We start from the raw sequence: 23,661 nt of genomic DNA on the forward strand, positions 1-23,661 counted from the left end.
AGATTTGGGTATAAAGTCATGAATTTAGAACAGTACTACTCCGGCGATGATGTTTGGAATTATTTCGTAAAAATAGCTAAACACGAAATAGCTTCCGCCGCATTTAATACAGACAAATCTTTTTTAGCTAAATTAAAAAGAAAATTGAAAAAGCATAATGACATAGCTTATGTTGCTTACTATCTATTCTACAATGATAGCATTAATTGGATTGAAAGAAGAATCCCTGCTTTAGATAATCTAATGCCGATAGAGTGTCTAGCATCTGAAGAATTAACTAATAGATTACGAGAGGTTCTATTAAGAACTCCCCTCTGATTAATGGGAAAATTTATTTTTAAATAAACTTATCAAAAATCAAATACTATGATATAATTAAAAAAGAGGTCTTGATATGATAAATGAAATCTATAAGAGGATTGGACAACGAATTTCGGATTCAATTAAAGAAAAATGGGTTAATGCTGTTTTGCAGATTGAATATATAGGGGCGGTAAAATGCTTTTTGCAATATAAAAAACCGGACGGCACAGCCGGCAACATAGCCTTAGTTGACAGTTTTAAAAATATGAGAGACATAAAAGATTTGCACAAAATAATGACAGAAGGCGGAAAAGCTAAATGGAATAAAGCTGTTTTTTATTTAAACGCTGACGGTTCATTCAATATGGAATTTGAATGGGATCAAAAATTGCAAGATGAAATAGAAAAATTATGTCAAAAATAAAAGATATATTTTCATATTCTTCGCGCTGGGATAGCATCGGGCTTAGCTGTGCAGGATGTAAATATTTTCAAGGACCGATCCAATGGCCTGATACAGAAAAGCAAAGCAGATGTGAGCTGCACAATATTTCATTAGCCGTATCATATAAAATTGAGAGGAGGAAAAAATAAATGAAGACAACGCTTTTTCCAAATTGGACATTAGACGAAATAGATGAAACGGGTGCAATTTCGGAATATTTTCATAATGAAAAAATGCCTTTCACCGAAGAGACTATGATTAATTGCCTTAAAATGAAGCGTAATAAATACGAAATTTATTGGGCTGTTTTAGCTCTGCGTATGCTAGGAACGCAGAAGGCAATTCAATATTTAAAAGAAGTTGCCGCTTATAAAAACTTAGATGTGCAGGGTGCATGTGTTTTAACTATCGCTTACTTAGCCGAGGGGACTGAAAATAAATATTTGGCGAGCCTCTTGTTAAATCAAGATTTCAAAGCAAAGTGGTACGCAGTTGTTGCCTTCAATCACAAACCGGACGGCAAGGCTGTTCCTTATGCAGCTGAGTACGGTTTTAAAACAATCAAAAGCTCAAAAAATAAACCTGAAGCGGGTTCTTTAATAGTTGAGTATCTTGCAAGATATGCCCCGGAAAATGAACTTGCAAAAAAGATATTTGCAAGAATAAATAAAGACTTCGAGAATCTTTCTCCCAAAGAACAGGAAGTTTTTACAGCGAATTTTCCGCATATCTTTAGAAATTGATATGAATAAAATTTTAACTACAACAGTAATGGTAATTTTTACTCTCTTAGTTTTTACAGCCGATATACTGCTGATTACGCGGTTTTTCATGTTGATAAAACAAAGAAGATATAATGATTCGGCCCCCCTTTGGGGCGGACTTCCGGATTTATTTCCCAAAATTGAAAATAGATATTTTAAAACTTTTTTGAACTACATCACGCTGAATATTGCGGTGTATATCATCGGGTACTATTTTCCAAGCAAATGGCCTGGTGCCAAAGCTCTTAGATTTTCTTTTGATGTTGTTATCGAAGGGTATAGATTTTTAATAGCATTTATAATAACAAACCTTTTTTTAGCTATTGGCCGGCTCACAAGAAAAATAAAAATTTTTCAACAAAATACAATGTCGGTTAAACTATATTACATTGAGCTTATCATCATTCCTATAATTGTTGTTCTTTCTCTTTATTTTTTTGACAGTGTTTTCAAAGTGCTCGCAAAGTATTATCTTGAATTGTCTATGGAGTAAGGTATGAAACAAAAATTGATAAAACGGCTGCAAATATTTTTCGATAGACACCCTTCACTAAGGGGAAAGCCTGCCGATATTGAGCAAATTACCGCTGCCGAACAAGAACTTAATATAAAGCTCGATGAGGACTATAAGGAATTTATAAAACTTTTCGGAGGAGCTTATGCGGGTTTGACGATACACGCTTTTGAAAATGGAGAATCCATAGGCAAAGAAACAATTATTGAATTAACCCGTTATGCCCGGAAATTATTTAATGATATAAAACTGTTCCCTGAAATAAATACAAGTCTTGTGATTGCAGATGACGGTTCGGGGAATCCGATAGCGATTGAAGCTGACGGAAGCGTTGTTTTATTTGATCTCGACATAGAAAAAAAGCGGGTTATTGCCTGTTCATTTGAGCGTCTCATTGAACAAAATTTTGAAGAGTGGTAAAAAATGATAAAATAAAAACGAGGTGGGAAAATATGGGAATAGGAATAACGCCTGAAATGGCGGTCTTAGCAACTCCTTTTTTATTAGGATTGTTTTTATTGGTAACAATAGGCACAAAGAAATTTGCAACGAAAGAAAACCCTAACGGACTGATGACAAAAAAAGGCAGAATTGCCTCTGCAATAGTTTTGTCCGTTTCGATTGCCGTTTCCGCACTGTGGTGGTATTTAGTTTACGGCAAGGGCAGCGGCGGTGCTGAGGTTAAAGGCGCCTTAATCACGATAGGTATAACCGAAGTGAGCCTTTGGGTATGCGTCTTGATTATTGCTGTGGTGTTTAAACTTAAAAATAAAAGAAAATGATATCGAGCAATATATGGAATTTTTTTTGAGTGCTGCAATCGGCGGAGAAATTACGGCTGAGGTTGACGGAGCAAAAATCATTCATTCATTGATAATAAAGATAAGAAAATCTTTAAAAGAACATTTTGAAAAATCTTCTTTTGAAGGTCTTAATAAGATAAAAATCAGTGTGTATATCGGCGGAGATGTTTCCTCTTATTGTGAAAAAACCGGCATTAGCGTAAACCGGTATTTCCGTACAAAAAAAGAATATACGGCAGAGTTTTGTATTGATAAAAATTATTGGACTTTAGAACCCCTTCTTCCGATAAAAAAGAAATTTATTTTGATTATGGAAAATTTATTGATAAACTCAGGTGAACTGATCGAAAAAAAACTTAAAGCAGACGGCTGCAATTTTGACTGCAAACTATTTAAAGAAATTGTTCTTAAAAGTTTAGTGGAGGTATAAAAAAGAATATGATAAAATATTCAAAAGAAGCATTAGATGAAGCATTACTGCAAGCTCAAAGCAACGATATTAGTATGAGAACAAAAGGAATACCGCGCTGAGTTCTTTCGGAAGACCTCATTTACAATGCCCTTGGAACACAGCAGTGTACGGCAATAGCGTTTTTAAAAAATGTAATAAAGATTATCGCAAAAGAGTAAACCTTCAGTTTTCAAAATGCCTTTCCAGCTTTTCAAACAACAAAGTTTTTTTTAAAATCTGTTTTACCGCTAAATTCGTCAATAAGGAAGCTCCCTGTTCGGTATTCTGAACTATATCAATGCAGCCGGAAAGCAGTTTTTTAATGGCATCCAGTTTTTCCTGCGAACAGGATACAAGTAAGGCCTCCCCTGTTTTTGAATTAAGATATACCTGATTCCTTGACAGTGCATCTTCGATCGTTTCTACCCACCGTTCGTATATACTTTTTTTCGCATAGGTATAATCTTTAAGTGAATTTTTAAGATTCCCTGTGCAGTTATCACGCAATTTGCCTTGAACGGTATAGGTTTCTATGAGTTGTCCGCGGCGGTAAACGGGAGGCATTCCGCTGTATGCCATTGCAGCCCAAAGCGGGCAAGGGTTAAAGTGCATAACGGCAGAAAACCCCTTCTGTTTATATAAGTCCGGGGCCGTATGTTTTGAAAGCGTGTGAATATCGCGAACTGTAAGACCTGCCCAGAACAGCACCGGACCGTAGGCAAAAAAGTAACCGCCTGCATCAATCAGAACGGTTACACAACTGATAGCTCCGTCTTCCATACATCTGCCGACAGCCGGAGAATAAAGTATAAACGGGTCTCCTTCTGTATCAAGACAGGTAAAAATATCGTCCCCGATTTTTTCCACCGGCTCGAATACATGATAATTCCATTCTTTGCCGGAAAATTCTCCCGCATTGATGCTTTGAATTACCTTACTGTGATATACGCTTGCAAGCCATTGATCCGACAGTCGGCCGATCATATGTTCGGATTCTGGTAATTCATTAAATATTTTACCGAATTTTTGCATCATAGGTTTGATACGTTTTATTACTGTATTCCCCGTTATATGCCATTTCGGCGGGCGCTTCCCCCTATCGCCCGTATAGATATCCAATTCATTTCTTTTATGTGCAATTTCTTCGGGAGAAGGAACGGAACAACGAGCCGGCAACTCTATATGACGGCGGTGTGTGCGGTGTTCTTTTTCCGCCTCCAAAAATTCGGGGGTAAAAACATCCGTTTTTTCCTTTCCCCGTTGTTTTTCAGATAACTCATTCGGGCTATGTCCCCAGTTAGTCCACAAGTGACAGGCATTATGAAAAGCCGTATAAAATGTAAAAAATTCGTTTGCCTCATCTATGTTTTCAAAAATAATGCCGCTGTCTTTGTTTAGAATTTCAATAATCTGATCCGCAGGGTAGTCCAGTTTAATATAGGGAATTAAATTCGCTACGGCTCCAAAAGCATCCAAAGGGGTATCCGTGTATTTTTCAAGGCAAGCCAGAAAGCCGTTTATTTCAGGTATATTTTCATCGTAGTCAATATTTTTTGATCTTTCCGCGATTTCTTTTTTTGAGGGAATATAGGGCTTAAGATGAATTCTGTCCGCAAATAAATCTTCAGCCTGGATATCAAAATCAATGCCATCACTTACAATCATAGATCTTCTATAATAAAATCTTTTATCTTCGCGTGCCGCTTTTTGCATAAGAGAGCGGAATCTCTTTTTATCCTCTATCCTGTTTTTCGGGGAGGCATCGCGGTTATAAATTTCCATAAAAATCTCCATCGTACAAATGCCGTACAGCAATGTCAGCACATGGGCGTAGTCGATGAACATTTGAAAAGCCTTGGGGCTAAGTTCTGTGATTTTTTGATTATCCATATTTCCATTATACTACAGCACGGTTTTTTATAAAAGTACCTGAGGATTTGTACGGGCGTATAAAGTGTTGCGACATGTAAACAAAGAATTCATACCATCATTAGCATTAATAATTTCTCCAATGGTTATGTATACATCCTGGTTCTCTAGATCAGGAAAACCTTTTTTAAGATTATTCTATTCATTTAAGTCCTGGAATTTACAAAATATAAAAAATATGATATACTTTTGTGTATAAAAAGGAGATGCACTATGAACGGAGAGTTATATCTAAAAAAAGGATTGCTTCAACTAAACAAAAAATTGTATGATGAAGCCTTGGAAACTTTGAATAAGGTTATCGAAATGGATGATGATCTTGCCAGTGTGGTATCTGCAAAATGTATTTTGGGTGAATATTATTTTATTCATCAAAACTATGAAAAAGCAAAAGAATTTTTATCATGGATTTGCGATATGCAGGATGAACTTGAAGAAGAGTTTGACGATTTACTTTCAGAAGAAATTGACACTGCCTATGTGTTGATGGAGTTAATTGAAAAATATAATCTGTAATATGAAAAATAATTCTTATATTCACAACTTAAAAATAGATGATGTTCCTTGGAATCGTCTTCCTACAACTTATGCAAGAGCAACTCTGTTTCCTCAATATTTTGAAGTATTGGATAATATGCAGGAATCGGATAAAATAGAAAAAGCATTAGATGAAATTTCAATAAACATTGAACATCAAAGTACTCTATGGTATGCAACTCCGTTTGCTCTTGTATTTCTTGGAAGAATTTTTATTAAAGCATTAAATCAAACTGAAGCAAACATAAATGCAGATTATATAGTGGAGAGGCTTCTCGAAATTTTTGATGTAATAGCTGAATGCTGTTGCGATGGAGAAGTACTGGAACATCCTGAACCCTTGCCTCTTTTTGAAGATATGTTAAAAGAAGAATATCTATGGTCTGAAATTTATAATGAAGAAGATGATTTACTCCGGTACGAGGAAGAAAATGTTTTCCCCGGTAATCTATTTTATAGTTTTTATTATTATTCTTTTGAAGTATTAACAACTTATCGTGAAGAATTTGCCAAATTAAAAGATACAAAATTTGCAGAAAGTGCAAAAATACTTTCTTCACGGGTCGAAGAAAAAAATTAATAATCAAAGATAATACATAAATAAGGAGGATATGATGAAATTATTCCCAAGTATTGATGAAGTTTTTGAAAAAGCACACCCTATTTATAAAACGCTTTTTTTCCGCTAATGAGTGTTGATTTGCAGGATATGGATAAAGGTGCGGGTAAGGTACATTTTATATCTGTCTGGGGAAATGGAGGGGTTGATGATTTTATGATTTTCGACAATATTTCTTTTGGAATGGAATTTATAAAATTCGATTGGAATGGAGAAAAATATTTTTTTGATGATACGCGTTTTAATCCTGAATATATTGACATACTTCAAAGATGGGAAAAGATATCAGCCGATTATAAATTATACGCAGATCAATTAATAAACTATTGGGTTACTCGCGATAAATATTTTGAAACAGGAAAATTTATTCAAGGTTCGGCCTATACACATGGTTTGAACGACGAGGAAAGAAAACCGATTATTTCTTTAAGTAAGACAAAGACAACTACACGCAGCAATGAACTGGTAGGAAAGGTTTGCGGGTACAATTATAAAACCAATGGCGAAGATGAAATCGCCTTGTATATAGACCGCAAACAAAACAATGTATTTCAAAAATTTAACCGGACATAATTTTGGAATGACATAAAAATATAAGGAAATTAGTATGATGAACTATTAGAGAAGTTTTTTCCGATGCTTTACCGGAAGAATAAAAAGAATGGGTTGTGAATGCTTAATGAAGAATTACAAACTGAAAAGGAGAACCTATGGTAAATAAGGCTCATATAATGTTATTAAGTGATGATTTAAAAAAAATATTGCAATTGGAATTACATGCAGGCAATACCATTGCAGAAACGGCAACAGGCGGATTTTCTAAAACCGAATCGTCTCATTTGTTTGTATTCCTTGAAAAACCTTTTTTGACTCCCGTACAAAAAAACATACCCGGAATAACATATACCGAAGTCAATGACGTACATTACTGGAAAGCGGAATATACCGATGAAGTAAATCATCAAACCCTTGCCTGCAAATTTTAATCGTAGGAAATAAACCGAGAACACAAATGCCTAACATCTTATTTCACAGCGACCCTTGCAGTAAAAAGGTTACACAGCGAAAGCAAAAAGTAAAATAATTAAACAATAAGTAGATAATTATGTTGTCAGAAAAAGTTAAAAATTATTTGATAGAAACAAGGTTGTACGATGAAATTGAAGATATAAATTATCAAAAAGTAATGTTAGATTTAGGTATTAAATAGGATGCGGCTTTCGCCTAATTTAATCTTTATACAAATGCTGTAACATTTTTAGGACAAGCTTATGACATATTGCTTGATGTCCTTGAGGTTGCAAAATATGATAATGAAAATGTTGAACTAAGATAAAGAATCCAAGTTTTACACTAGACAATTTATAAAAAAGCTACTAAAATAATAAATAGGTACACTAAAAAATAGGTTTTTAGAGGTGCCCTATAATTAATCGGGAATTATAATTAAACAAAAGGAGATAAAACAATGAACAACCTAAAATTAAGTTTATTGAAAAAATGGGAATTGGATAGTGAGTTTTCGTTTGTACACGGCTCTGTTTTGTTGCCGGACGGAACTGCGGTAATTCTAACTACAGGGCTGAAGAGCGATTGGGATAAATATTACCTCCTTGTGCTTTCTTCCGATGGAATAAAAAAGATTCCGATTGAACATGAACAAACATCAAGCAGAGATTATCCTGTGCTTTTTCGATATGGTGCAAGTTTCGGACTTATCATTTCGGCAAAAGAGCTGCGGTATTACTCCGGTATTCATTCGTTGCCTGAAATAATTCCGATAAAAAATAAATCACAGCTAAGAGGAAGCATTGTGCCGGAAAAAGCCCAACTGAGGTATTTTCAAAATATATCCGACAGCGAGACAATTCCTGTTTGCTTTGAAAACGAATTTTATTGCGGGGACGCAAGGTGTTTCGCTCTTTTGGAATTTGATGTTGCTGCAAAATCTGCCGAATGGAAATGTTTTTCTACAATAGAAAAAAAAGCATTTACACATCAAGAAGACAGCCGCGGCGATGCACCCAAAATAGACAGCATTAAAATATCTGATAAAGAAATCTATGCCTTTATTCCCGGCGACAGCCAAACATCGGTTAATAAGTGGGGAATGAATTATTATGCCCTTGCAAGAATTTCCGAAGATGGGAAAATAATCAAAAAACTTATCGAATCAGATGACTTAAAAAAAGACGGTAAAAAAGGCGGCATCAACGGATGCTTTACTGATTCTCAATATGTGATAATGACTCCTCTTTTTAAAACCGATGATTGGAAAGGCAAGCAAAAAGTTTTTTCACTCAGTACACATGAATATTCCGACATTACCTTCCCAAGAGGAATGTCAAAACACAAACTCGAAAACATCTTAGGCGAATTTTGCCTTACCTCACTTTACGATAGAGGCTTGAAAGAAATTGCCTTGTGTAATTGCGCTAACTTATAAAAGATGGACTAATGGTTTTATTTGTGGGCACCTCTAAAAACCTATTTTTTAGTGTACCTATTTATTATTTTAGTAGCTTTTTTATAAATTGTCTAGTGTAAAACTTGGATTCTTTATCTTAGTTCCCTTACTTTTCATTTTATTACCTATATGCTCCCTCATTTTATTTCTTTAGATAGCAATATCGACATAAGTTGTATGTTAAGTTCATCATTATTATCGAAAATGTTGCACGAGCTAATCCTATCGTTCTTACATATATACCTTTCATTGAGTTTGTCATAAAGCCAAATACATGTTCGACTCTCGCCCGTATTTTTGATTTTTTTCTGTTACCGATTTTTTGTTTTTTACTAAGAGGTTTCCCTCTTGCTCCTCTTTCACAAATTTGTCCTTCTATTCCTTTCGCTTTTAAAATCCTGTCTATTTCTTCTCCTATATAGGCACTATCTGCGTATAATCTTTCATCTTCCCTTTCAATCAAATTTTTTAACTCTCTACTATCATGAACATTGGCTGCTGTTACCGTCGCTTTCAATATAAGCTTACTTTTTTTATCTATTTTTATATGATCTTTATAACCGTAATAATTACGTTTATGCTTCTTTGTCCACCTCGCATCACAGTCTTTTTGCGATAATTTTGCCTTATTTTTTGCTTCTTGCCATTGTTCAGGGATTTTTCCGTTTTTGATTTGTTCATTTTCATCTTTGCTGTTATGCTGTATCGGAGCTTCTACTATTGTCGCATCTATTATCGTTCCCTCTTTTCCTATTAAGTTATTTCTAGCTAATTCTTTTCCAAACTTTTCAAATAACTTTTTTGATACTCTCGCTTCAATGAGTTTTTCTTTAAAAAGCCATATTGTTTTTGCATCGGGTACTTTATCTTTTAATTCCAATCCTAAAAATCTCATAAAGGATAGCCGATCGTTTATTTGATATTCCGTTTGATCATCACTTATGTTGTATAATTTTTGTAAGATTATTATTTTAAACATCAGTACATAATCGTATGCAGGTCTTCCGCCTAAACCTTTTGGCTCTTTGGTTAATGCTTTTTTTAATAGTGGTTTGAATATTTCCCAATTTATTTTTTCGTTTAATTTTTCAAGACTATCTCCTAACTTGCTTAATACTCTTAAACGATCTTCTTCATCAAATAATCCTTTTTGTTTCATATCTCATTTTATCATCTTTTTAATCTTTTTTAAAGGGGGTTTTTAGAGGTGCCCTTGTGTATATAATGAAGCGGGAGCATTTAAAAAATAAATAAAGGAGAAAATAAATGGCACATGCAGAAACATTTATTGAACATCATTGCGCTTTTATTGATTGGAAAGAAGAGATAGATGAAGCCGTTTATCAATTAACTATGCATTTTCCTGATTATAAAAGTATATTTGAAAACGAAGATTTTATTAAACTGATAGAAAACTATTCTGTAGAAGATGCTGAAGAGTTTCTTCCGGCTATTGGGCAGGAGTTAAGTCGTTACGATTTAGTTTTGTATGAAATATATGAGGACAGTGACCGCATTTGTCTTTATATTTGCCGCAAGGATAATAGTGCAATATTTGAAAAAGATGCAAAAACCAAAAAAATGAGATTGACTCAATATAAGCAATCGCGGAAGAAATGGGGTGAGCCTGCACGGCTTCTAAAATTGGCAAATCGTTTGCCGTATGAACTCTATCGCGTGGAAGATGTGAAGACATTCACCTACCCATTTTCCGTAGCAGAAGGCGGCTGGATAAGAGATATAGATAATATGGCTGAATCCATCTATATCGGCGGAAATTATGTGTTTTTAGACTTGCAAACTTTCCCTCCTAAAGAGAAAAATATAGCACTGACATATATGCCTGCCGGAATACATTATTATGATTATTCTTCTGAGCATAAACTTTATTGTGCCGGGTTTAGAAATGTCAGTGTAGATGAAAATAGAAATGGGAAATATTGGGGAACGATTAAAATAACTGCTGATCCTTTCGATATGGATAACTGGGAAGATGTTAAGTGCGAGGATTATTTAGATGAGCTTTCCGTTCCTGTTTGGATAGATGATGATGTAGTTATACTTTATGAAAATAAGGCGTGGATAATTCAAGATGCTGCTCACGGCGGAAGAGAATGCCGCAAAATTTGGGAAACACCAAAAAAGGAACAGCCTGCACGCGATGAGTTCTATCCGGAATTAATTGAAATGTCTGACGGAAAGCGCTATGTCTTTGCAAACGGATATTTCCTTTCTCTTGAATATAAAGAGAAAAAAAGCAACGGTTCGCTTTCCGAAAAAACGGAGAGAATCCCTGAACTTAAACCGCTATTTGAGCTGGACGAACCTATCAACTGCGGAGCAGCTTCTTTCGAAAAGAATAAGTTTGTGTATATTCATAGAGGATTTATTAAAGAAATTGATATCACGACAGGTAAGCTATTGCGCACTTTTGAATTGGAAAAAATGAATCCGAAAGTATATAACTATATCAGCAAACTGAATGACGAATGGCTCGCCGTAATAGGAGTTGCCGACAAAAACTATGACCTTGCTCAGTTTTGGAATTTCAAAACAGGCGAAAAGCTTAAGATGAAGTTCGGCAATCTCGGCAAATTCGCAGTGAGAGATATTATCGAGCATCCTGACGGCTATACTTTGATTAATGTTAGTAACAGCATACTAAAAGTCGATAATATGTTGAACTTGTTGCGTAAATAAAAGAATCAGCTAACCACTTCTAATTTGTCAATTTTTCATCTATAAGTAATATTTATAAAAACTTACTCACACTCTCCATTCAAATAAGCGGAAATATATTTTTCCGTATTCAAATAAAACTCTTCCCATGTTGCAAGCGGTGTGAATGTTTCGTGTTCATAGTCGATTACGTAAATCATTTTTTTAGCAGGATACCAAACAAGAAGCAGATCGTAATTATCTATTTTTGCTGCAAGTGAAAGTACTTTTTTATTTTTCCATGTCATCTCAATCGTATCCCCATAAGAATAAAAACGAATAAATTTCGAATATTCGGAATGAGGCATATTGATTACAAGATTATCACCTTGAAGAAAATCAATCATTTTTTTAGGTAACTTATAACTCTTAAGAGCAATATTCTTATTCTCAAGAATGTGAAATTCGCTAGGTTCATGCCTGGTCAAAAATTCAATCATTTCATCGTTACCATTCTGAACAGCAACGGAATAAGGTCTATCTCCGTATTTATCTTTGATAGTAATATCTGCTCCTTTTTCAACCAAAAACTGAACCATTTTAAAATGATTCCCTCTTGCAGCTTCTAAAACCGGTGTGCTTGCATAAGGAAAAATCATGTCCGGTTTATGATAATTTATATCGGCACCTTTTTCTAAAAACATCTGAACCTTTTCTAAATTATTTTCGGAAGCCAAAAGCCTTAACAATAAGCCTCCATATTCGGCAATGGTCACTCCCATTTTTTCCAAAGCATCAATATTGGCTGTTTTATTTTCTCCCCAAAATATTTCTTGAAAAAGTTTGGCTTTTTTCTCATCGGTTAAACTTTCTAAATCCTTTTCAAAGAGAGCAATCGTTTCAGGTTCACAAAAGCGCACGGCAATTTCAATAGGTTTTGGGTGTGATTTACCCTTATTTGATGCGTTATGTTCAAGTAGGTAATGAATAATATCCTTTTTATTTAAGTACAATGCCATTTCGAGGGCTGTAAAATCTTCTCCATACTTATTTTTAATTCGGATAATTTTATTTATTTTTTTCCCCAATAAATTTTTTAATTCTTCTAAATCATTGTTGTAGATAGCTATTATTTCAGAATCTAACTCCGATACATCAAATGTTCCAAAATGCGCAATTTTATATTTTTCCATAGTTTTCCAATTATATCACATCTGCCGGTTTTTTATAAGTATCTAAAATTGTTTTTAAACTTGTAAGCGATACAATGTTTAGTGCGGATAAATCGCCTTATAATTCTTCAAAGTATCCATTCTTCCGATTGTTTTCTGCTTTCAAGAAAATCTTTGTATATCCCTTGTTTATATAGGAGTTCTTTATGTGTTCCCACTTGTTCAATCACTCCATCTTTTAAAACAACGATCTGATCTGCATTTTTTATGGTAGAAAGTTTATGTGCAATTATGATTGTTGTCTTGTCTTTTAATAAGTTCTTTAATGCAAGCAATAATTGTTTTTCGTTTTCTGGATCTATACTGGAAGTTGCTTCATCAAGAATGACAAATTTACTGTGTTTTAACATAGCTCTGGCTATGGAAATTCTTTGACGTTCTCCGCCGGATAAATTAGAACCGCCTTCTTGCAAAATCGTGTTGTAGCCTTGCGGTAACTTCATAATAAACTCATGGCATTGAGCTTTTTTTGCAATTTCTATTACCTCTTCATCCGTCGCATTCGGATTTCCGAATTTGATATTGTTTTTTACAGTGTCATCAAACAAGTATACATCCTGAAACACAAAACTGAAATTGGACAAAAGCTCATCGTATCTGTATTCCTTTATATTTTTATTCCCTATATTTACTTCACCGGCATTTACATCCCAAAATCGTGCCATCAGGTTGCACAGTGTCGTTTTTCCGCTTCCTGAAAATCCGACAAGGGCAGTGGTTTTCCCTTCGGGCACAGTCATACTTAAATTCTTGAAAAGCTCTGCATCACCATAAGAGAACGAAACGTTTTTTATGGAGACTTCTGCCTTATCTATTTCAGTTTCTTCACCTTCTTCGATGACGGGTAAATTTCTCAAACGGATGACACTGTTGAGGTTTTGTACAGCAACACCCTTAATGCTCTGCATACTGCCGGCCAGTTCAAAACCCGAAAAAACAACAAAGCTCATAACAATCAGCATAATAGACTTGGTTACTTCAATGCTTCCCGAAAAATATCTTGTCAAGGAAGTGATGATTATCAAACAGATACCAATTTTAAACACCAACAAGAATAAGAGCTGTGTAGGAACCAAGATTTTTTCTACTGCTAAGAAACCTTTACGACTTTGTGTAATACTTTCATTTAATTCCTCAACTGTATTTCTATCTTTTCCAAATGCCTTTGTTATTCCTATTCCTTTCACATATTCAAGCATTTTTGAGCTTAAATCCAACTTAAGTCCTAACAACCTCTCGGTCAACCTGTCAGTCTTTTTTTGCGTAAGCATATTAACCATAATTCCAACAATCAATGTCAATAGAATAATTGCAGCTGTTATAAAATCATAGGGTAAGACAAAGGCAACCATAATAAGTGTTTGTATCGTACCTACAAGCATTTGTTCAATAATCGGAACCCCCACCGTTTCAAGCTCTCCTATAACCGTTGATAAGCCACCGGCTACATTTCCTAACGAATTTGTACTGAAATAGCCCATGTTTACATTTTTCAAACGATCACCTATATACAGTCTGTTTTCAGCTCCCAAGTTATATGAAGCAATATATTTGTTTCTATCGGCTAAGTATCCGAATACAACCTTTCCTATCATGCTTGTAACTGCAATAGCAAAAACGATATATACATCTCTCATTAAAACACTTCGTCCAATAAAGACTTTTTCACAAATTTTAGTCAGACAAAATAAGACAGCCCCCAACGCAACCCCTTCAAATATTCCCTTGAATACATCAAAAATGAGCATTCGTGTTATTTTTTTTGAATAGGAACCTGAAACCGCATATAAAGTTTTTATCAGTTCACTCACCTTAAATCACCTCAATTCCCTTAGATTCAGTATATACATCCCACATCTCTTTGTATTTCCCTTTTAATCCAAGCAATTCTTTATGAGAGCCCTGTTCTATCACCCGACCATTATCTACAACAATAATTTTATTAGCGTTTACTATTGTAGATAATCTATGGGCAATCATAATTACTGTCTTATCTTTAATAAGATTGTTGATAGACTCTTGAATAATTGCCTCATTATCAGGATCGGAATATGCAGTTGCCTCATCAAGTAATACAATCGGACTGTTTTTAAGGAAACTCCTCGCAATAGCAACCCGTTGCTTTTCTCCACCTGAAAGATTCGCTCCTCCTTCTCCAACAACTGTTTCATAACCACTTGGGAGATTCATTATAAAATCATGACAACTTGCTTTTTCACATGCTTTCTGAATTTCATCCATGCTTGCATCTTCCTTGGCCATTTTAAGATTTTCCAAGATTGTTTTATTAAAAAGAAAATTCTCCTGAGATACATAAGTGACAAGCTCCATATTCTGTTTTAATGGCATTTCATTCAAATTATTTTTTCCGATTAAAATTTCTCCATCTCCAACATTCCAAAATCCGGCAATCAGTTTGGCGATAGTAGACTTACCGCTGCCTGAATTTCCGACTATTGCAGTGAGTTCATTTTCGTTTGCTTTAAATGAAATACTATTTAATACATTTTTTGATTCATCATAGGTAAAAACTACATTTTTGAATTCCACATCATAAGACTCTACACTTTTTACTTCTTCTCCTCGTTTTAAATCTGGAAGATCCGTCACTTTCTTTATTTCTTCCAATACAATTTTTATATTTGCCACTGTTTCTATATGACTCATCGCTTTGATTAAAGGTTTATAGGAAGCATAAGATATCAGTATGCACATAACAAGAGTTCCAATTTCTATGTTTCCTTTCATAAAGAAATATAATGAAGTCGGCAAAACAAAAATCATAGTTGCCGGAATAATTTCCATGGTTGCAGTCATCGAAAAGCATACACTCAAATACCAATCAAGCATTGCATTTTTGTTTTCACTAACCGTTTCCTTAAATTTTCCAAAGGATGAAGCTGATTTATTGAATGCTTTAATCACCTTTATCCCGTTAACATACTCAACCATTGTAGTATTCATAGCTTTCGATGCTTCCTGATACCTTTTGGACTTCTTTTCATAACCTCTCATCATTAGCATAGAAAACAAGAAACCCAACGGAATAGTGAGCAAATTAGCAATTCCTATTCTCCAATCAAGAACAAAAATGATGACGACCAGTACGACGGGAATAATGATGTTGGCAATGACCTCCGGAATGACATGAGCAATCGGTTTTTCCATTTTATCAAGGGTTTCTACCATAAACTGTGACCACTGACCGCTGCTTTTTTTCTCAACCTCTCCCATAGAAATTCTACTCAATTTGTCTGCTAATAATTTTCTTTTATCTTCAATAATTCGATAAGCGAGATTATGTGAAATTATGGTAGACATTTGATGAAATAATATACTGCTTAAGAATCCAAAAAGTATAACTAAAATACATAACAGATAATTTCCTGCATCAGTATTTTTTTCAACAAGATTATTGATAATAGCAGCAACAGAAAAGTAAGGCAACACACCAAAACCGACTCCTATGATTGCAATTATTATAGATGCTGACACCTTACCTTTATATTCCTTTAACATCTCCATTTTTTACCTTCTTTCATAAAATTCACTTACTTTCCCATCAGAAATTTTTAATAATTTGTTGCAAACATTATCAATTAGTTCCTTATCATGTGTCACAACAAATATGATTTTATCTTTTGAAAACTTATTGATAACTTCGCTTATTTTGAGCATATTTAAATAGTCAAGCCCGCTGGTCGGTTCGTCTAAAATAATGATTTCTCTGCTCATCAATATTCCAACAGCCACAGCCAATCTCTGCATTTGTCCCCCGGATAAACACAATGGATGCGTATTCTTATAATTGATTAGTTCAAGTTTTATGAGAATTTCTTCCGCTTCTTCTTTTGTTATTTTTGAATCTGACAGCGCAAACTCCTCGATTACGCTTTCAGAAAATAGTTGATGTATTACATCTTGCATAACCATATAGCAAAGTTTTCTTCTTGATTTATGTTTAAAAGGTTTGCCTTTATATTTTACTAAGCCTTCTTTTTCCTTTAACAGTCCACATAAGATTTTCATCAAAGTAGTTTTGCCTTGTCCATTTTCTCCTGTAACTGCAATAATGTCTCCTTTATTGGCTGATATATTTATGTTCTTTAAAATGTTTTGTTTTGAATAACTATATTTTAAATTTGAAACTGTAAAATCATCCATATCGGAATACTCAACAGGGGAAACAAAATCATCATTTTCTATTTCCACAAAAGTTCTAAGTCCCATTTTTCTTCTCAATTCATCACTTAACGAAGTAAATTCCGAACCCTCAAAAATATATTTTATTTCTCCATCTTGTAAATAAATAGCTCTATCTAATAAATCCATCAAATAATACAATCTATGCTCGGATATAATGATTGTTTTTCCTTGTGCTTTGAGTTTGATAAGAGCTTCTCTGATTTTTTTAATGCCACATTCATCAATATTGGCAGAAGGTTCATCAAATACATAAATTTGAGGACTCGTAGCATATATGGATGCAATAGCCAATAGTTGTTTTTCTCCCCCTGACATTTTAAAGACATTTCTATTCACTAATTGTTCAATTCCTAAATCAGAAACAGCTTTAGAAACTTTTTTCTTTATTTCACTTGGATCTTCTCCCATGTTTTCTAAGCCAAAAGCTAATTCACTATTTGAGTCTAAATTAAAAAACTGTGTTTTGGGATTTTGAAAAACCGATCCGACCTGTTCTGAGATTTCATAAATCTTCATTTGACTTGTATCTTTTCCGTTTATATAAGTAGTTCCGGATAAATTGCCCTCTAAAAAATGAGGAATTAACCCGTTCACCAATTTAGTTATGGTTGTTTTTCCGCTACCGCTTTTTCCACACAACAGGATAATCTCTCCTTTGGTAATTTTCATAGAAATTCTTTTTAATTGTTCATCTTCACTTCTATGATAAGAATATGAAACTTCGTTTATGCTAATCATGGGTCACCTTTACAAAAATAATTGGAACCTTGCGTTAAAAAACATTATAATACATAATGCAAGCATTATCCCATCCCAAATATGAAATCTTGTATCGTCTACAAATGTCTTTCTTGCAGGATTTTCTATACCTCTTACTGTAATTGCTTGAGCTAATTCATCTGCTGTATTGGAAGCTGTAACAAGCAGCGGGATTACCGCTACCTTTATTTTTTTTAATCCGGTTACACCTCGAATTTTTATCGCATCTGAGATTAACATGCGTTCTTCTCTTAAAGAAGGAAAATATCTGATACTTATTGCCAAAGGTATGATTAAACTATCCGATAAATGTATTTTTTTCAAAGCATATATAATACTTCGTATCGAATTCGTTTTTATAAGAATTTGACCAACCAAAAAAATAGGGATCAACTTTGGTGCATGAATAACCAATAACCCAAAATGTGCTGAAATAGTATTCGGTAAAATTGGAAAAACAAAATATTTTATACCCTGTAATATTGCAAATATGGATAAAGCTTTTATTGATGTTCTTATCAAACCTGTACATGACGATATCATAGCAATTATCACAAGAATAAGAGTATCCATTTTTATGCCTTCATTTGTAAAACTAATGATGCTAACCGAAATTAAAAGGATAATTTCGGTTAACGGGTTCAATTTTATAATACCTTTTACGATTCCATCCATTTATATAATCCCGGCTTTCTCAAAATATTTTTTGAAAATAGATTTCCCGATAAAAGCTCCTACTACGCCGCCCACAAATGCAGTGACTATTACGCCAATCAATGTTGGAATTGAAATTAATGTTTGCAATTTACTAACATATTCCGGATCCATTCCCATTTCAATAATTGATTTCATATAAGATTCTTGGAATAGCCACATTGGCAAAGGAGAACCGATAAGTCCGATACAAATGATACCGGAAGATATAATTTCGCTTTTAGGATTCTTATATCCCAATATTTTTCTTACAAATTCTGCTAAAATCCCGGAAACAACGCAACTTACAACGATAACCCAAGTGCATTCACCTGTAACAAAATATATAATGCCTGTAATCGCTATCAAAAGAAATGCTGTCCCCGGTTTTGGCACTTTTGATACTAATAACATATAAATGAAATTACATATTACTCCTGTTATTGCCGGCCACAATAACCAAAGTATTGGCGATAAAATTGCAGTAGCCATCACTATAATTGATAGCACCATGTAAATTACCGAAAAGATTCCAATGTTTACCAAGTCTTTTGTTTTTAATTTTGTTTCATTCATTTGAATGCCTCCATAATTTAGTAAATATTTTTTTATTTGTTTACTTGCTCAAAGTACGTAAAATCAAGAGTAGTTCAATTTTAATAATTTTATGTAATTAGTTTTTTCTGTTTTCATTTTATAATCCTCCTCCATCCGAAATTCATTGCGGCATCCATCATATCAATAAGGTTTAAAGCTTTTTTATAAGAGTATTGGTGTGTGATTATCTCAAATAAAGGCGTAAATGCCATAGTATAGAGTATATGAAGTTCATCATCTTTTAAATCATTTACTGCAATATTTTTTTCTTTAAGAACTGCGATCAGTTTTTTTGCTCCTTGTACTTCAAGATTCACTAAATCATGACGAATTGACTCAAACTCCGTACCTTGCGAGCAATTAAACAGCAGATTAAAGACAGAAGCATTTTTATAAATAAATCCTAACAATTCTTTATTACTTTTGTCGGATTTTTTCTCAAAACATTCTAAACCATTTGATTTGATTTCTTCGATAGCCTGATTTGTTAATTCTATATTCCTTTTATTAAGATGATCTAATACCGGACATACGATAGCTTTAAAAATGTCTTCTTTCGATTTAAAATGTTTATATATTGCACCTGATGTAACACCGGCATTTTTAGCAATAGTACGCACCGAAGCTTGTTCAAAGCCGTGTTCTGTAAACTCATTCATTGCACTTTGTAATATTTTTGTAATTGTGTTTTCTTTATTTCTCACTAATATTCACCTCAATTTTAGATAACAGTGTTTACCAAAATATTAACACAATTAATCCATAGTGTCAATCGGTATCGTAGATGATTTTCTAGAAATATCCGTTTGGCTGACTAACAAAATATGGAAAAATGTGGTATAATTAATTTTGAATAAATTAGATGACTAAAAATTTTTAGGAGTTGAAAAATGAATGGAGAAGAATTTGTAAAACTTTGTTATAAAGAAAAAGAAACTATTTTGAATGAATATTTCAATCAAGATTCTACAGCAGTTGCAGGAAAAATAAGGAATCTAATGCAAGCCGGAATCAGTAAAAATGATTTATATGAACTTGTAAATTCTATTATGACAGATAGTTATTACACATTACTTCTAGGATTAGATGGAGCTGCTGCTTTGGGAGGTAAACAGGTATCATACAAAATCTATGACGAAAAAGGGAATTTGATAAATAAATACGGTGAAATTGAAGGATACGCATTCACATATTTTATGGAAAAAGAGAATCAAGTTTTACAAAAATAATGCACAGAAAAATGAAAACGTAATTTAAAAACCAAGGAGAAAAAGACTATGGCATCAAACACATTTGATATTGTTACCGCCTTTAATAAAAAAGGCTATATTTTAAATTATTGTGAAAAGCTTTTTGAAAAAAATAATTATAAAGAAAAAACTTTGTTTAAAGATATGCCGGAGAGAATGGTTTTTGAAACGGAAATATGGATGATTGGAGCAAAAATACGGCCGGAAATTGCTAAGATGAAAAAAGATAAGAGAAGCGATTTGCTTTTACAAGAAATTTTAACGATAGTTCAAACGAAGAAGTACCGCAAGGGCAGGGAGAGTTTTGTAATGTTATTGCATTATTTTTCGGATATACCGTCTATTGTGAATGTATTGGAAATTCTTTTGGAAGATAATGAGCTGTATGGTTTTGCCGTTTCAGAACTGAACAAATTGAAATTTTACCGCTATACGGAAAAAATAAAAAGCCTATTGGAAAACGAAAAAACAGGCTGGATAAAACAAGAACTCAAACGCAATTTACAAAATGCGTGGTGCATTTATGAATAGGCATAATGGCAGATAATTATTTTTCAGCGTTGATTGCAGAATAATGAAAATATAATTAATTTGAGGAGTGTTCACATTGATAGAAATAAAAGAAATTGCAGAAAATAAGAAACAGTTTTTATCACTTTTATTACTGGCAGATGAACAAGAAGACATGATAGACAAATATATAGAGGATGGGACAATGTATATTTTGGAAGATAACGGAATTAAGGCGGAATGCGTTGTTATTGATGCCGGTGATAAAGTTCTTGAAATCAAAAACATTGCCGTTTTGCCGGATTGTCAAGGCAAAGGATACGGAAAAGCTTTAATTGATTTTATCATAAGGAAATACAAAGGAAAATATTCAGTATTGCAAGCCGGAACAGGGGAAAGCCCCATGACCATTCCCTTCTATGAAAAATGCGGATTCATCCGCTCTCATACTGTAAAAAATTTTTTCATAGATCATTATAACCATCCGATTTATGAAAACGGCATTCAATTAGTAGATATGGTTTATTTAAAAAGAAATTTATAAGAGTGTTTTATTTGATACAGCAGACATATAGTTACAAATAGTTGTAAAGAGGAAAACAATGATTTATATATTACAAAATAAAAAAATGCCATCGGGTTATTACGGAGAAATATAAATTGCTTGCACCAGAATTAAAACTATTTAAGGGGAGTTTCAAAGTATGCTCGATTGATTAGTTTATAGGAGGTAATAAATGACAACAAAAAAATTTGCTAAGTACATGGAGAAGCAATGCAAAGGGATAAACAACTTTTCATTGGAATCTCTTTTTGGAGAGTATATTGTACTAGTATCGGGAAAGAGAGTCGGTGTTCTTTATCAGGAAAAGTTTTATGTTCTTTATGCTCCGACTTTTAAAAAACCTGAAAATGTATTACCGGGGTTTAAAACGATAAATTTATTTGACTGGAGCTATTATCAATTTATTGAAATTGATAATCTTGAAGACAAAGATAAACTCGAAAAAATAATAAATTACATCTACCATGAATTATATTTTCTTAAAGAAGTTGTACTTGATATCGCATTTTTATTTCAAAGTTATAGAGGCTATCCTGAAACGATATATAAGTTATACGAGGAACATCTTACATTTCTTAATTTTGCTTATGAAAAAAACTTAATAAAAGAAAATCCTTTCGACAGAGAGGGCAGAATAATAAGACTCTTATATAAGAATCTCGATTTAACGGAAGAAGGACGCAAAGTTTTAAGGGAACTATATGATAAGTGGCTTGCCTATACGGATAAAAACGATACCGATTCTTTAAAACGGGCGCGAAATATAAAACAATTAGAAAAGTATTATCAAAAACTAATGGATGATTTCGATAAAAGGGCAGCAGAAGGAAAAAGTCGGATGGAGAAAGGATGATGATTTATATATTAAAAAATAAAGAAATGCCGTGGGGTAATTACGGAGAAATATTATGGCAGGGAATCTACTACTTCGACAAAAAGAAACAGGAACACCGGATTTTGCGGACAGCTCCTTTTTGTCCTGAAATATATAGAAGCCAATACGACAGAGAAAGCCCTGTCATCATAGTAAAAGAATATGTAAAAAAACTGATAGAGAAAAACTTTTTATATTTCAATTTTGTAAAAGTATACAAAAATAAAATTGTCAAATTAGACTGGCAGGACTGGGATTTGTCAAAAGATGAATCTGAGATATATCTATCGGGAGATATGGATGCTGAAGAATACATTACAAACAAAAAACACAATGAAGTTTTCTCACAAGGATTGGGAAACTTATATGCTTTAATTCCTGAAAAAGACGGATACTCATATTATGATGAAAAAGATGCACAAGAAAAATTAGCAAAATTAACACTCTCAACAAAAGATATTTTTATAACACATTCATTAAAAAATCAGGAAATATATGTAAGTGAAAAATTTAAATTATTTTTGGAAACGAATTTTCCCAACGATATTTATTTTGAATCGGCAAAGCTCGGAGAACCTGAAGATTTTAATAAACTGGCAGAAAAATTTTTGCACTTAGATGTCTTAAAAGAAAAGACTGAAAAGATGTCGGATAATGACTGGAGTAAGTGGCATAAATTAAAGGGAGAAGCACAAAGATTAATTGAAAGAATAGATAGCTTAAAAACCGAAACTGCAAAAGATAAACGAAAAGAAAAAATACAGCTTTTGCTAAATCAAGTACATGAAATATATCCGCTCAATTACGAAAAATGGACGTACGGCTTTTGGAGAGAAAATTAATGATAAACTATTGCAGCATATATGGAGACAGTGATGAACAGAATCTGTATTTAGGGATGGACGATAAAATAAAAATAGATTATTGCGAAGCGTGTAAGATGGTATTAAACCGTGATGAAGCAATTTTACAAGCGGCAAAGATAGCTAAAATACGGAAAAAGAAGTTTTTCTTTGATACTTTGGACGGTGTATCCATTGCAAGCCAGCGGTTTTATGATATATATCATACATACAATATGAAAGGAATTGAATTTATTCCGTTTGAAAAATCGCGCGGATACTATATTTGCAAGTTTATGTATACTATGCACTTTGATGTTGAGCGGTCAAAATCGGTACGCATAGAATATGAGGGCAAGGTTTCTTATGGCGTATTGGATAATGGGAATTGCAGTGTTTGCAAAAGAAGCTTTGGACATCATCATCCATGGCCGTATCGAATGATCGTTGAAGATGAGAAAAAACTAAAACCGAACACATTTTATCGCAGCGATATTGAATTTGAGGAAAAGAATTTTCAGCACCCTCTTTTGTGGGCTTCAGACGGTATTATCCAAGCATTTACAAAAGAAAAATGCAGAATATTCTACAAAAATGTTGAAGGTAATTTTGGAAAAGGAGACTGCGGAAAATAAGATTATGA

General features: G+C 33.4%; 28 protein-coding genes. 19 read left to right on the plus strand and 9 right to left on the minus strand.

Going from position 1 to position 23,661, the window contains the following annotated elements; genetic code table 11:
- The first annotated feature begins 18 nt into the window (after window positions 1-18).
- From E4O04_RS02525 to E4O04_RS02555, 7 genes are all read left to right on the plus strand, one after another.
- Window positions 19-318, plus strand: a complete 300-nt coding sequence (locus E4O04_RS02525; protein ID WP_253709714.1) for a hypothetical protein — start codon at window positions 19-21, stop codon at window positions 316-318.
- A 76-nt stretch (window positions 319-394) separates the two neighbouring features.
- Window positions 395-727, plus strand: coding sequence for a hypothetical protein (locus tag E4O04_RS02530; RefSeq protein ID WP_253709716.1), 333 nt, complete (start codon window positions 395-397; stop codon window positions 725-727).
- 170 nt (window positions 728-897) lie between these two features.
- The gene (locus E4O04_RS02535; protein WP_253685723.1) at window positions 898-1,491 is read left to right on the plus strand and encodes a HEAT repeat domain-containing protein; all 594 of its coding nucleotides are present in this window, start codon (window positions 898-900) and stop codon (window positions 1,489-1,491) included.
- A gap of 1 nt (window position 1,492) precedes the next feature.
- Window positions 1,493-2,005 (plus strand): hypothetical protein, encoded by a 513-nt coding sequence (locus tag E4O04_RS02540; protein ID WP_253692943.1) that lies wholly within the window; start codon window positions 1,493-1,495, stop codon window positions 2,003-2,005.
- A gap of 3 nt (window positions 2,006-2,008) precedes the next feature.
- Window positions 2,009-2,446, plus strand: coding sequence for an SMI1/KNR4 family protein (locus E4O04_RS02545; RefSeq protein WP_253692942.1), 438 nt, complete (start codon window positions 2,009-2,011; stop codon window positions 2,444-2,446).
- 32 nt (window positions 2,447-2,478) lie between these two features.
- On the plus strand, window positions 2,479-2,808 hold the full coding sequence (locus tag E4O04_RS02550) for a hypothetical protein (RefSeq protein WP_253685717.1): 330 nt from the start codon (window positions 2,479-2,481) through the stop codon (window positions 2,806-2,808).
- Window positions 2,809-2,821: 13 nt separating this feature from the next.
- Window positions 2,822-3,259 carry an Imm12 family immunity protein gene (locus E4O04_RS02555; protein WP_253709719.1) on the plus strand — a complete coding sequence of 146 codons (438 nt, stop codon included), beginning with the start codon at window positions 2,822-2,824 and terminating at the stop codon, window positions 3,257-3,259.
- Between the two features lie 204 nt (window positions 3,260-3,463).
- On the opposite strand, the gene E4O04_RS02560 is transcribed toward E4O04_RS02555, so the two are convergent.
- Entirely contained in the window at window positions 3,464-5,170 is a 1,707-nt protein-coding gene (locus tag E4O04_RS02560) for a hypothetical protein (protein ID WP_253709722.1), read from the minus strand.
- A 252-nt stretch (window positions 5,171-5,422) separates the two neighbouring features.
- Here E4O04_RS02560 and E4O04_RS02565 point away from each other — a divergent pair, with 252 nt between their 5' ends.
- The 5 genes from E4O04_RS02565 (at window position 5,423) to E4O04_RS02585 (ending at window position 8,811) form a co-directional block, all read left to right on the plus strand.
- Entirely contained in the window at window positions 5,423-5,725 is a 303-nt protein-coding gene (locus tag E4O04_RS02565) for a tetratricopeptide repeat protein (RefSeq protein WP_253685711.1), read from the plus strand.
- Window position 5,726: 1 nt separating this feature from the next.
- Window positions 5,727-6,326, plus strand: a complete 600-nt coding sequence (locus E4O04_RS02570) for a hypothetical protein (RefSeq protein WP_253709725.1) — start codon at window positions 5,727-5,729, stop codon at window positions 6,324-6,326.
- A 108-nt stretch (window positions 6,327-6,434) separates the two neighbouring features.
- On the plus strand, window positions 6,435-6,938 hold the full coding sequence (locus E4O04_RS02575; protein ID WP_253709728.1) for a hypothetical protein: 504 nt from the start codon (window positions 6,435-6,437) through the stop codon (window positions 6,936-6,938).
- 137 nt (window positions 6,939-7,075) lie between these two features.
- A complete protein-coding gene (locus E4O04_RS02580) occupies window positions 7,076-7,351 on the plus strand; it encodes a hypothetical protein (protein ID WP_253709730.1) in 276 nt (91 codons plus the stop codon).
- A 482-nt stretch (window positions 7,352-7,833) separates the two neighbouring features.
- Window positions 7,834-8,811, plus strand: coding sequence for a hypothetical protein (locus E4O04_RS02585; RefSeq protein ID WP_253709732.1), 978 nt, complete (start codon window positions 7,834-7,836; stop codon window positions 8,809-8,811).
- 163 nt (window positions 8,812-8,974) lie between these two features.
- Here the strand turns inward: E4O04_RS02585 and E4O04_RS02590 are convergent, their stop codons facing one another.
- Window positions 8,975-9,991 carry an IS5 family transposase gene (locus tag E4O04_RS02590; protein ID WP_253709735.1) on the minus strand — a complete coding sequence of 339 codons (1,017 nt, stop codon included), beginning with the start codon at window positions 9,989-9,991 and terminating at the stop codon, window positions 8,975-8,977.
- A 107-nt stretch (window positions 9,992-10,098) separates the two neighbouring features.
- Here E4O04_RS02590 and E4O04_RS02595 point away from each other — a divergent pair, with 107 nt between their 5' ends.
- A complete protein-coding gene (locus E4O04_RS02595; RefSeq protein ID WP_253709738.1) occupies window positions 10,099-11,532 on the plus strand; it encodes a DUF6630 family protein in 1,434 nt (477 codons plus the stop codon).
- Window positions 11,533-11,594: 62 nt separating this feature from the next.
- Here E4O04_RS02595 and E4O04_RS02600 read toward each other — a convergent pair whose 3' ends face one another.
- The 7 genes from E4O04_RS02600 to E4O04_RS02630 all read right to left on the minus strand — a co-directional run bounded on the left by E4O04_RS02600 (window position 11,595) and on the right by E4O04_RS02630 (window position 19,681).
- Entirely contained in the window at window positions 11,595-12,683 is a 1,089-nt protein-coding gene (locus E4O04_RS02600) for an ankyrin repeat domain-containing protein (RefSeq protein ID WP_253709740.1), read from the minus strand.
- A gap of 107 nt (window positions 12,684-12,790) precedes the next feature.
- Window positions 12,791-14,533 (minus strand): ABC transporter ATP-binding protein, encoded by a 1,743-nt coding sequence (locus E4O04_RS02605; RefSeq protein ID WP_253709743.1) that lies wholly within the window; start codon window positions 14,531-14,533, stop codon window positions 12,791-12,793.
- A gap of 1 nt (window position 14,534) precedes the next feature.
- Window positions 14,535-16,247 (minus strand): ABC transporter ATP-binding protein, encoded by a 1,713-nt coding sequence (locus tag E4O04_RS02610; protein ID WP_253709746.1) that lies wholly within the window; start codon window positions 16,245-16,247, stop codon window positions 14,535-14,537.
- 3 nt (window positions 16,248-16,250) lie between these two features.
- A complete protein-coding gene (locus E4O04_RS02615; RefSeq protein ID WP_253709749.1) occupies window positions 16,251-17,666 on the minus strand; it encodes an ABC transporter ATP-binding protein in 1,416 nt (471 codons plus the stop codon).
- Window positions 17,667-17,675: 9 nt separating this feature from the next.
- Window positions 17,676-18,362 carry an energy-coupling factor transporter transmembrane component T gene (locus E4O04_RS02620; RefSeq protein ID WP_253709752.1) on the minus strand — a complete coding sequence of 229 codons (687 nt, stop codon included), beginning with the start codon at window positions 18,360-18,362 and terminating at the stop codon, window positions 17,676-17,678.
- A complete protein-coding gene (locus E4O04_RS02625; RefSeq protein ID WP_253709755.1) occupies window positions 18,363-18,956 on the minus strand; it encodes an MptD family putative ECF transporter S component in 594 nt (197 codons plus the stop codon).
- Window positions 18,957-19,069: 113 nt separating this feature from the next.
- Window positions 19,070-19,681 (minus strand): TetR/AcrR family transcriptional regulator, encoded by a 612-nt coding sequence (locus tag E4O04_RS02630; protein WP_253709757.1) that lies wholly within the window; start codon window positions 19,679-19,681, stop codon window positions 19,070-19,072.
- Window positions 19,682-19,867: 186 nt separating this feature from the next.
- On the opposite strand from E4O04_RS02630, the gene E4O04_RS02635 reads away from it, so the two are divergent.
- From E4O04_RS02635 to E4O04_RS02660, 6 genes are all read left to right on the plus strand, one after another.
- On the plus strand, window positions 19,868-20,206 hold the full coding sequence (locus E4O04_RS02635; protein ID WP_253709760.1) for a hypothetical protein: 339 nt from the start codon (window positions 19,868-19,870) through the stop codon (window positions 20,204-20,206).
- Window positions 20,207-20,254: 48 nt separating this feature from the next.
- On the plus strand, window positions 20,255-20,758 hold the full coding sequence (locus tag E4O04_RS02640; protein ID WP_253709763.1) for a hypothetical protein: 504 nt from the start codon (window positions 20,255-20,257) through the stop codon (window positions 20,756-20,758).
- A 76-nt stretch (window positions 20,759-20,834) separates the two neighbouring features.
- Window positions 20,835-21,281 (plus strand): GNAT family N-acetyltransferase, encoded by a 447-nt coding sequence (locus tag E4O04_RS02645; protein WP_253709766.1) that lies wholly within the window; start codon window positions 20,835-20,837, stop codon window positions 21,279-21,281.
- A 193-nt stretch (window positions 21,282-21,474) separates the two neighbouring features.
- On the plus strand, window positions 21,475-22,155 hold the full coding sequence (locus E4O04_RS02650; RefSeq protein ID WP_253709769.1) for a hypothetical protein: 681 nt from the start codon (window positions 21,475-21,477) through the stop codon (window positions 22,153-22,155).
- A complete protein-coding gene (locus E4O04_RS02655; RefSeq protein ID WP_253709772.1) occupies window positions 22,152-23,018 on the plus strand; it encodes a hypothetical protein in 867 nt (288 codons plus the stop codon). Before E4O04_RS02650 ends, E4O04_RS02655 begins: the two co-directional genes overlap by 4 nt.
- Window positions 23,018-23,653, plus strand: coding sequence for a hypothetical protein (locus tag E4O04_RS02660; protein ID WP_253709775.1), 636 nt, complete (start codon window positions 23,018-23,020; stop codon window positions 23,651-23,653). Before E4O04_RS02655 ends, E4O04_RS02660 begins: the two co-directional genes overlap by 1 nt.
- Window positions 23,654-23,661 lie beyond the last annotated feature (8 nt).

The organism is Treponema sp. OMZ 799, from assembly GCF_024181365.1.
GTDB lineage: Bacteria > Spirochaetota > Spirochaetia > Treponematales > Treponemataceae > Treponema_B.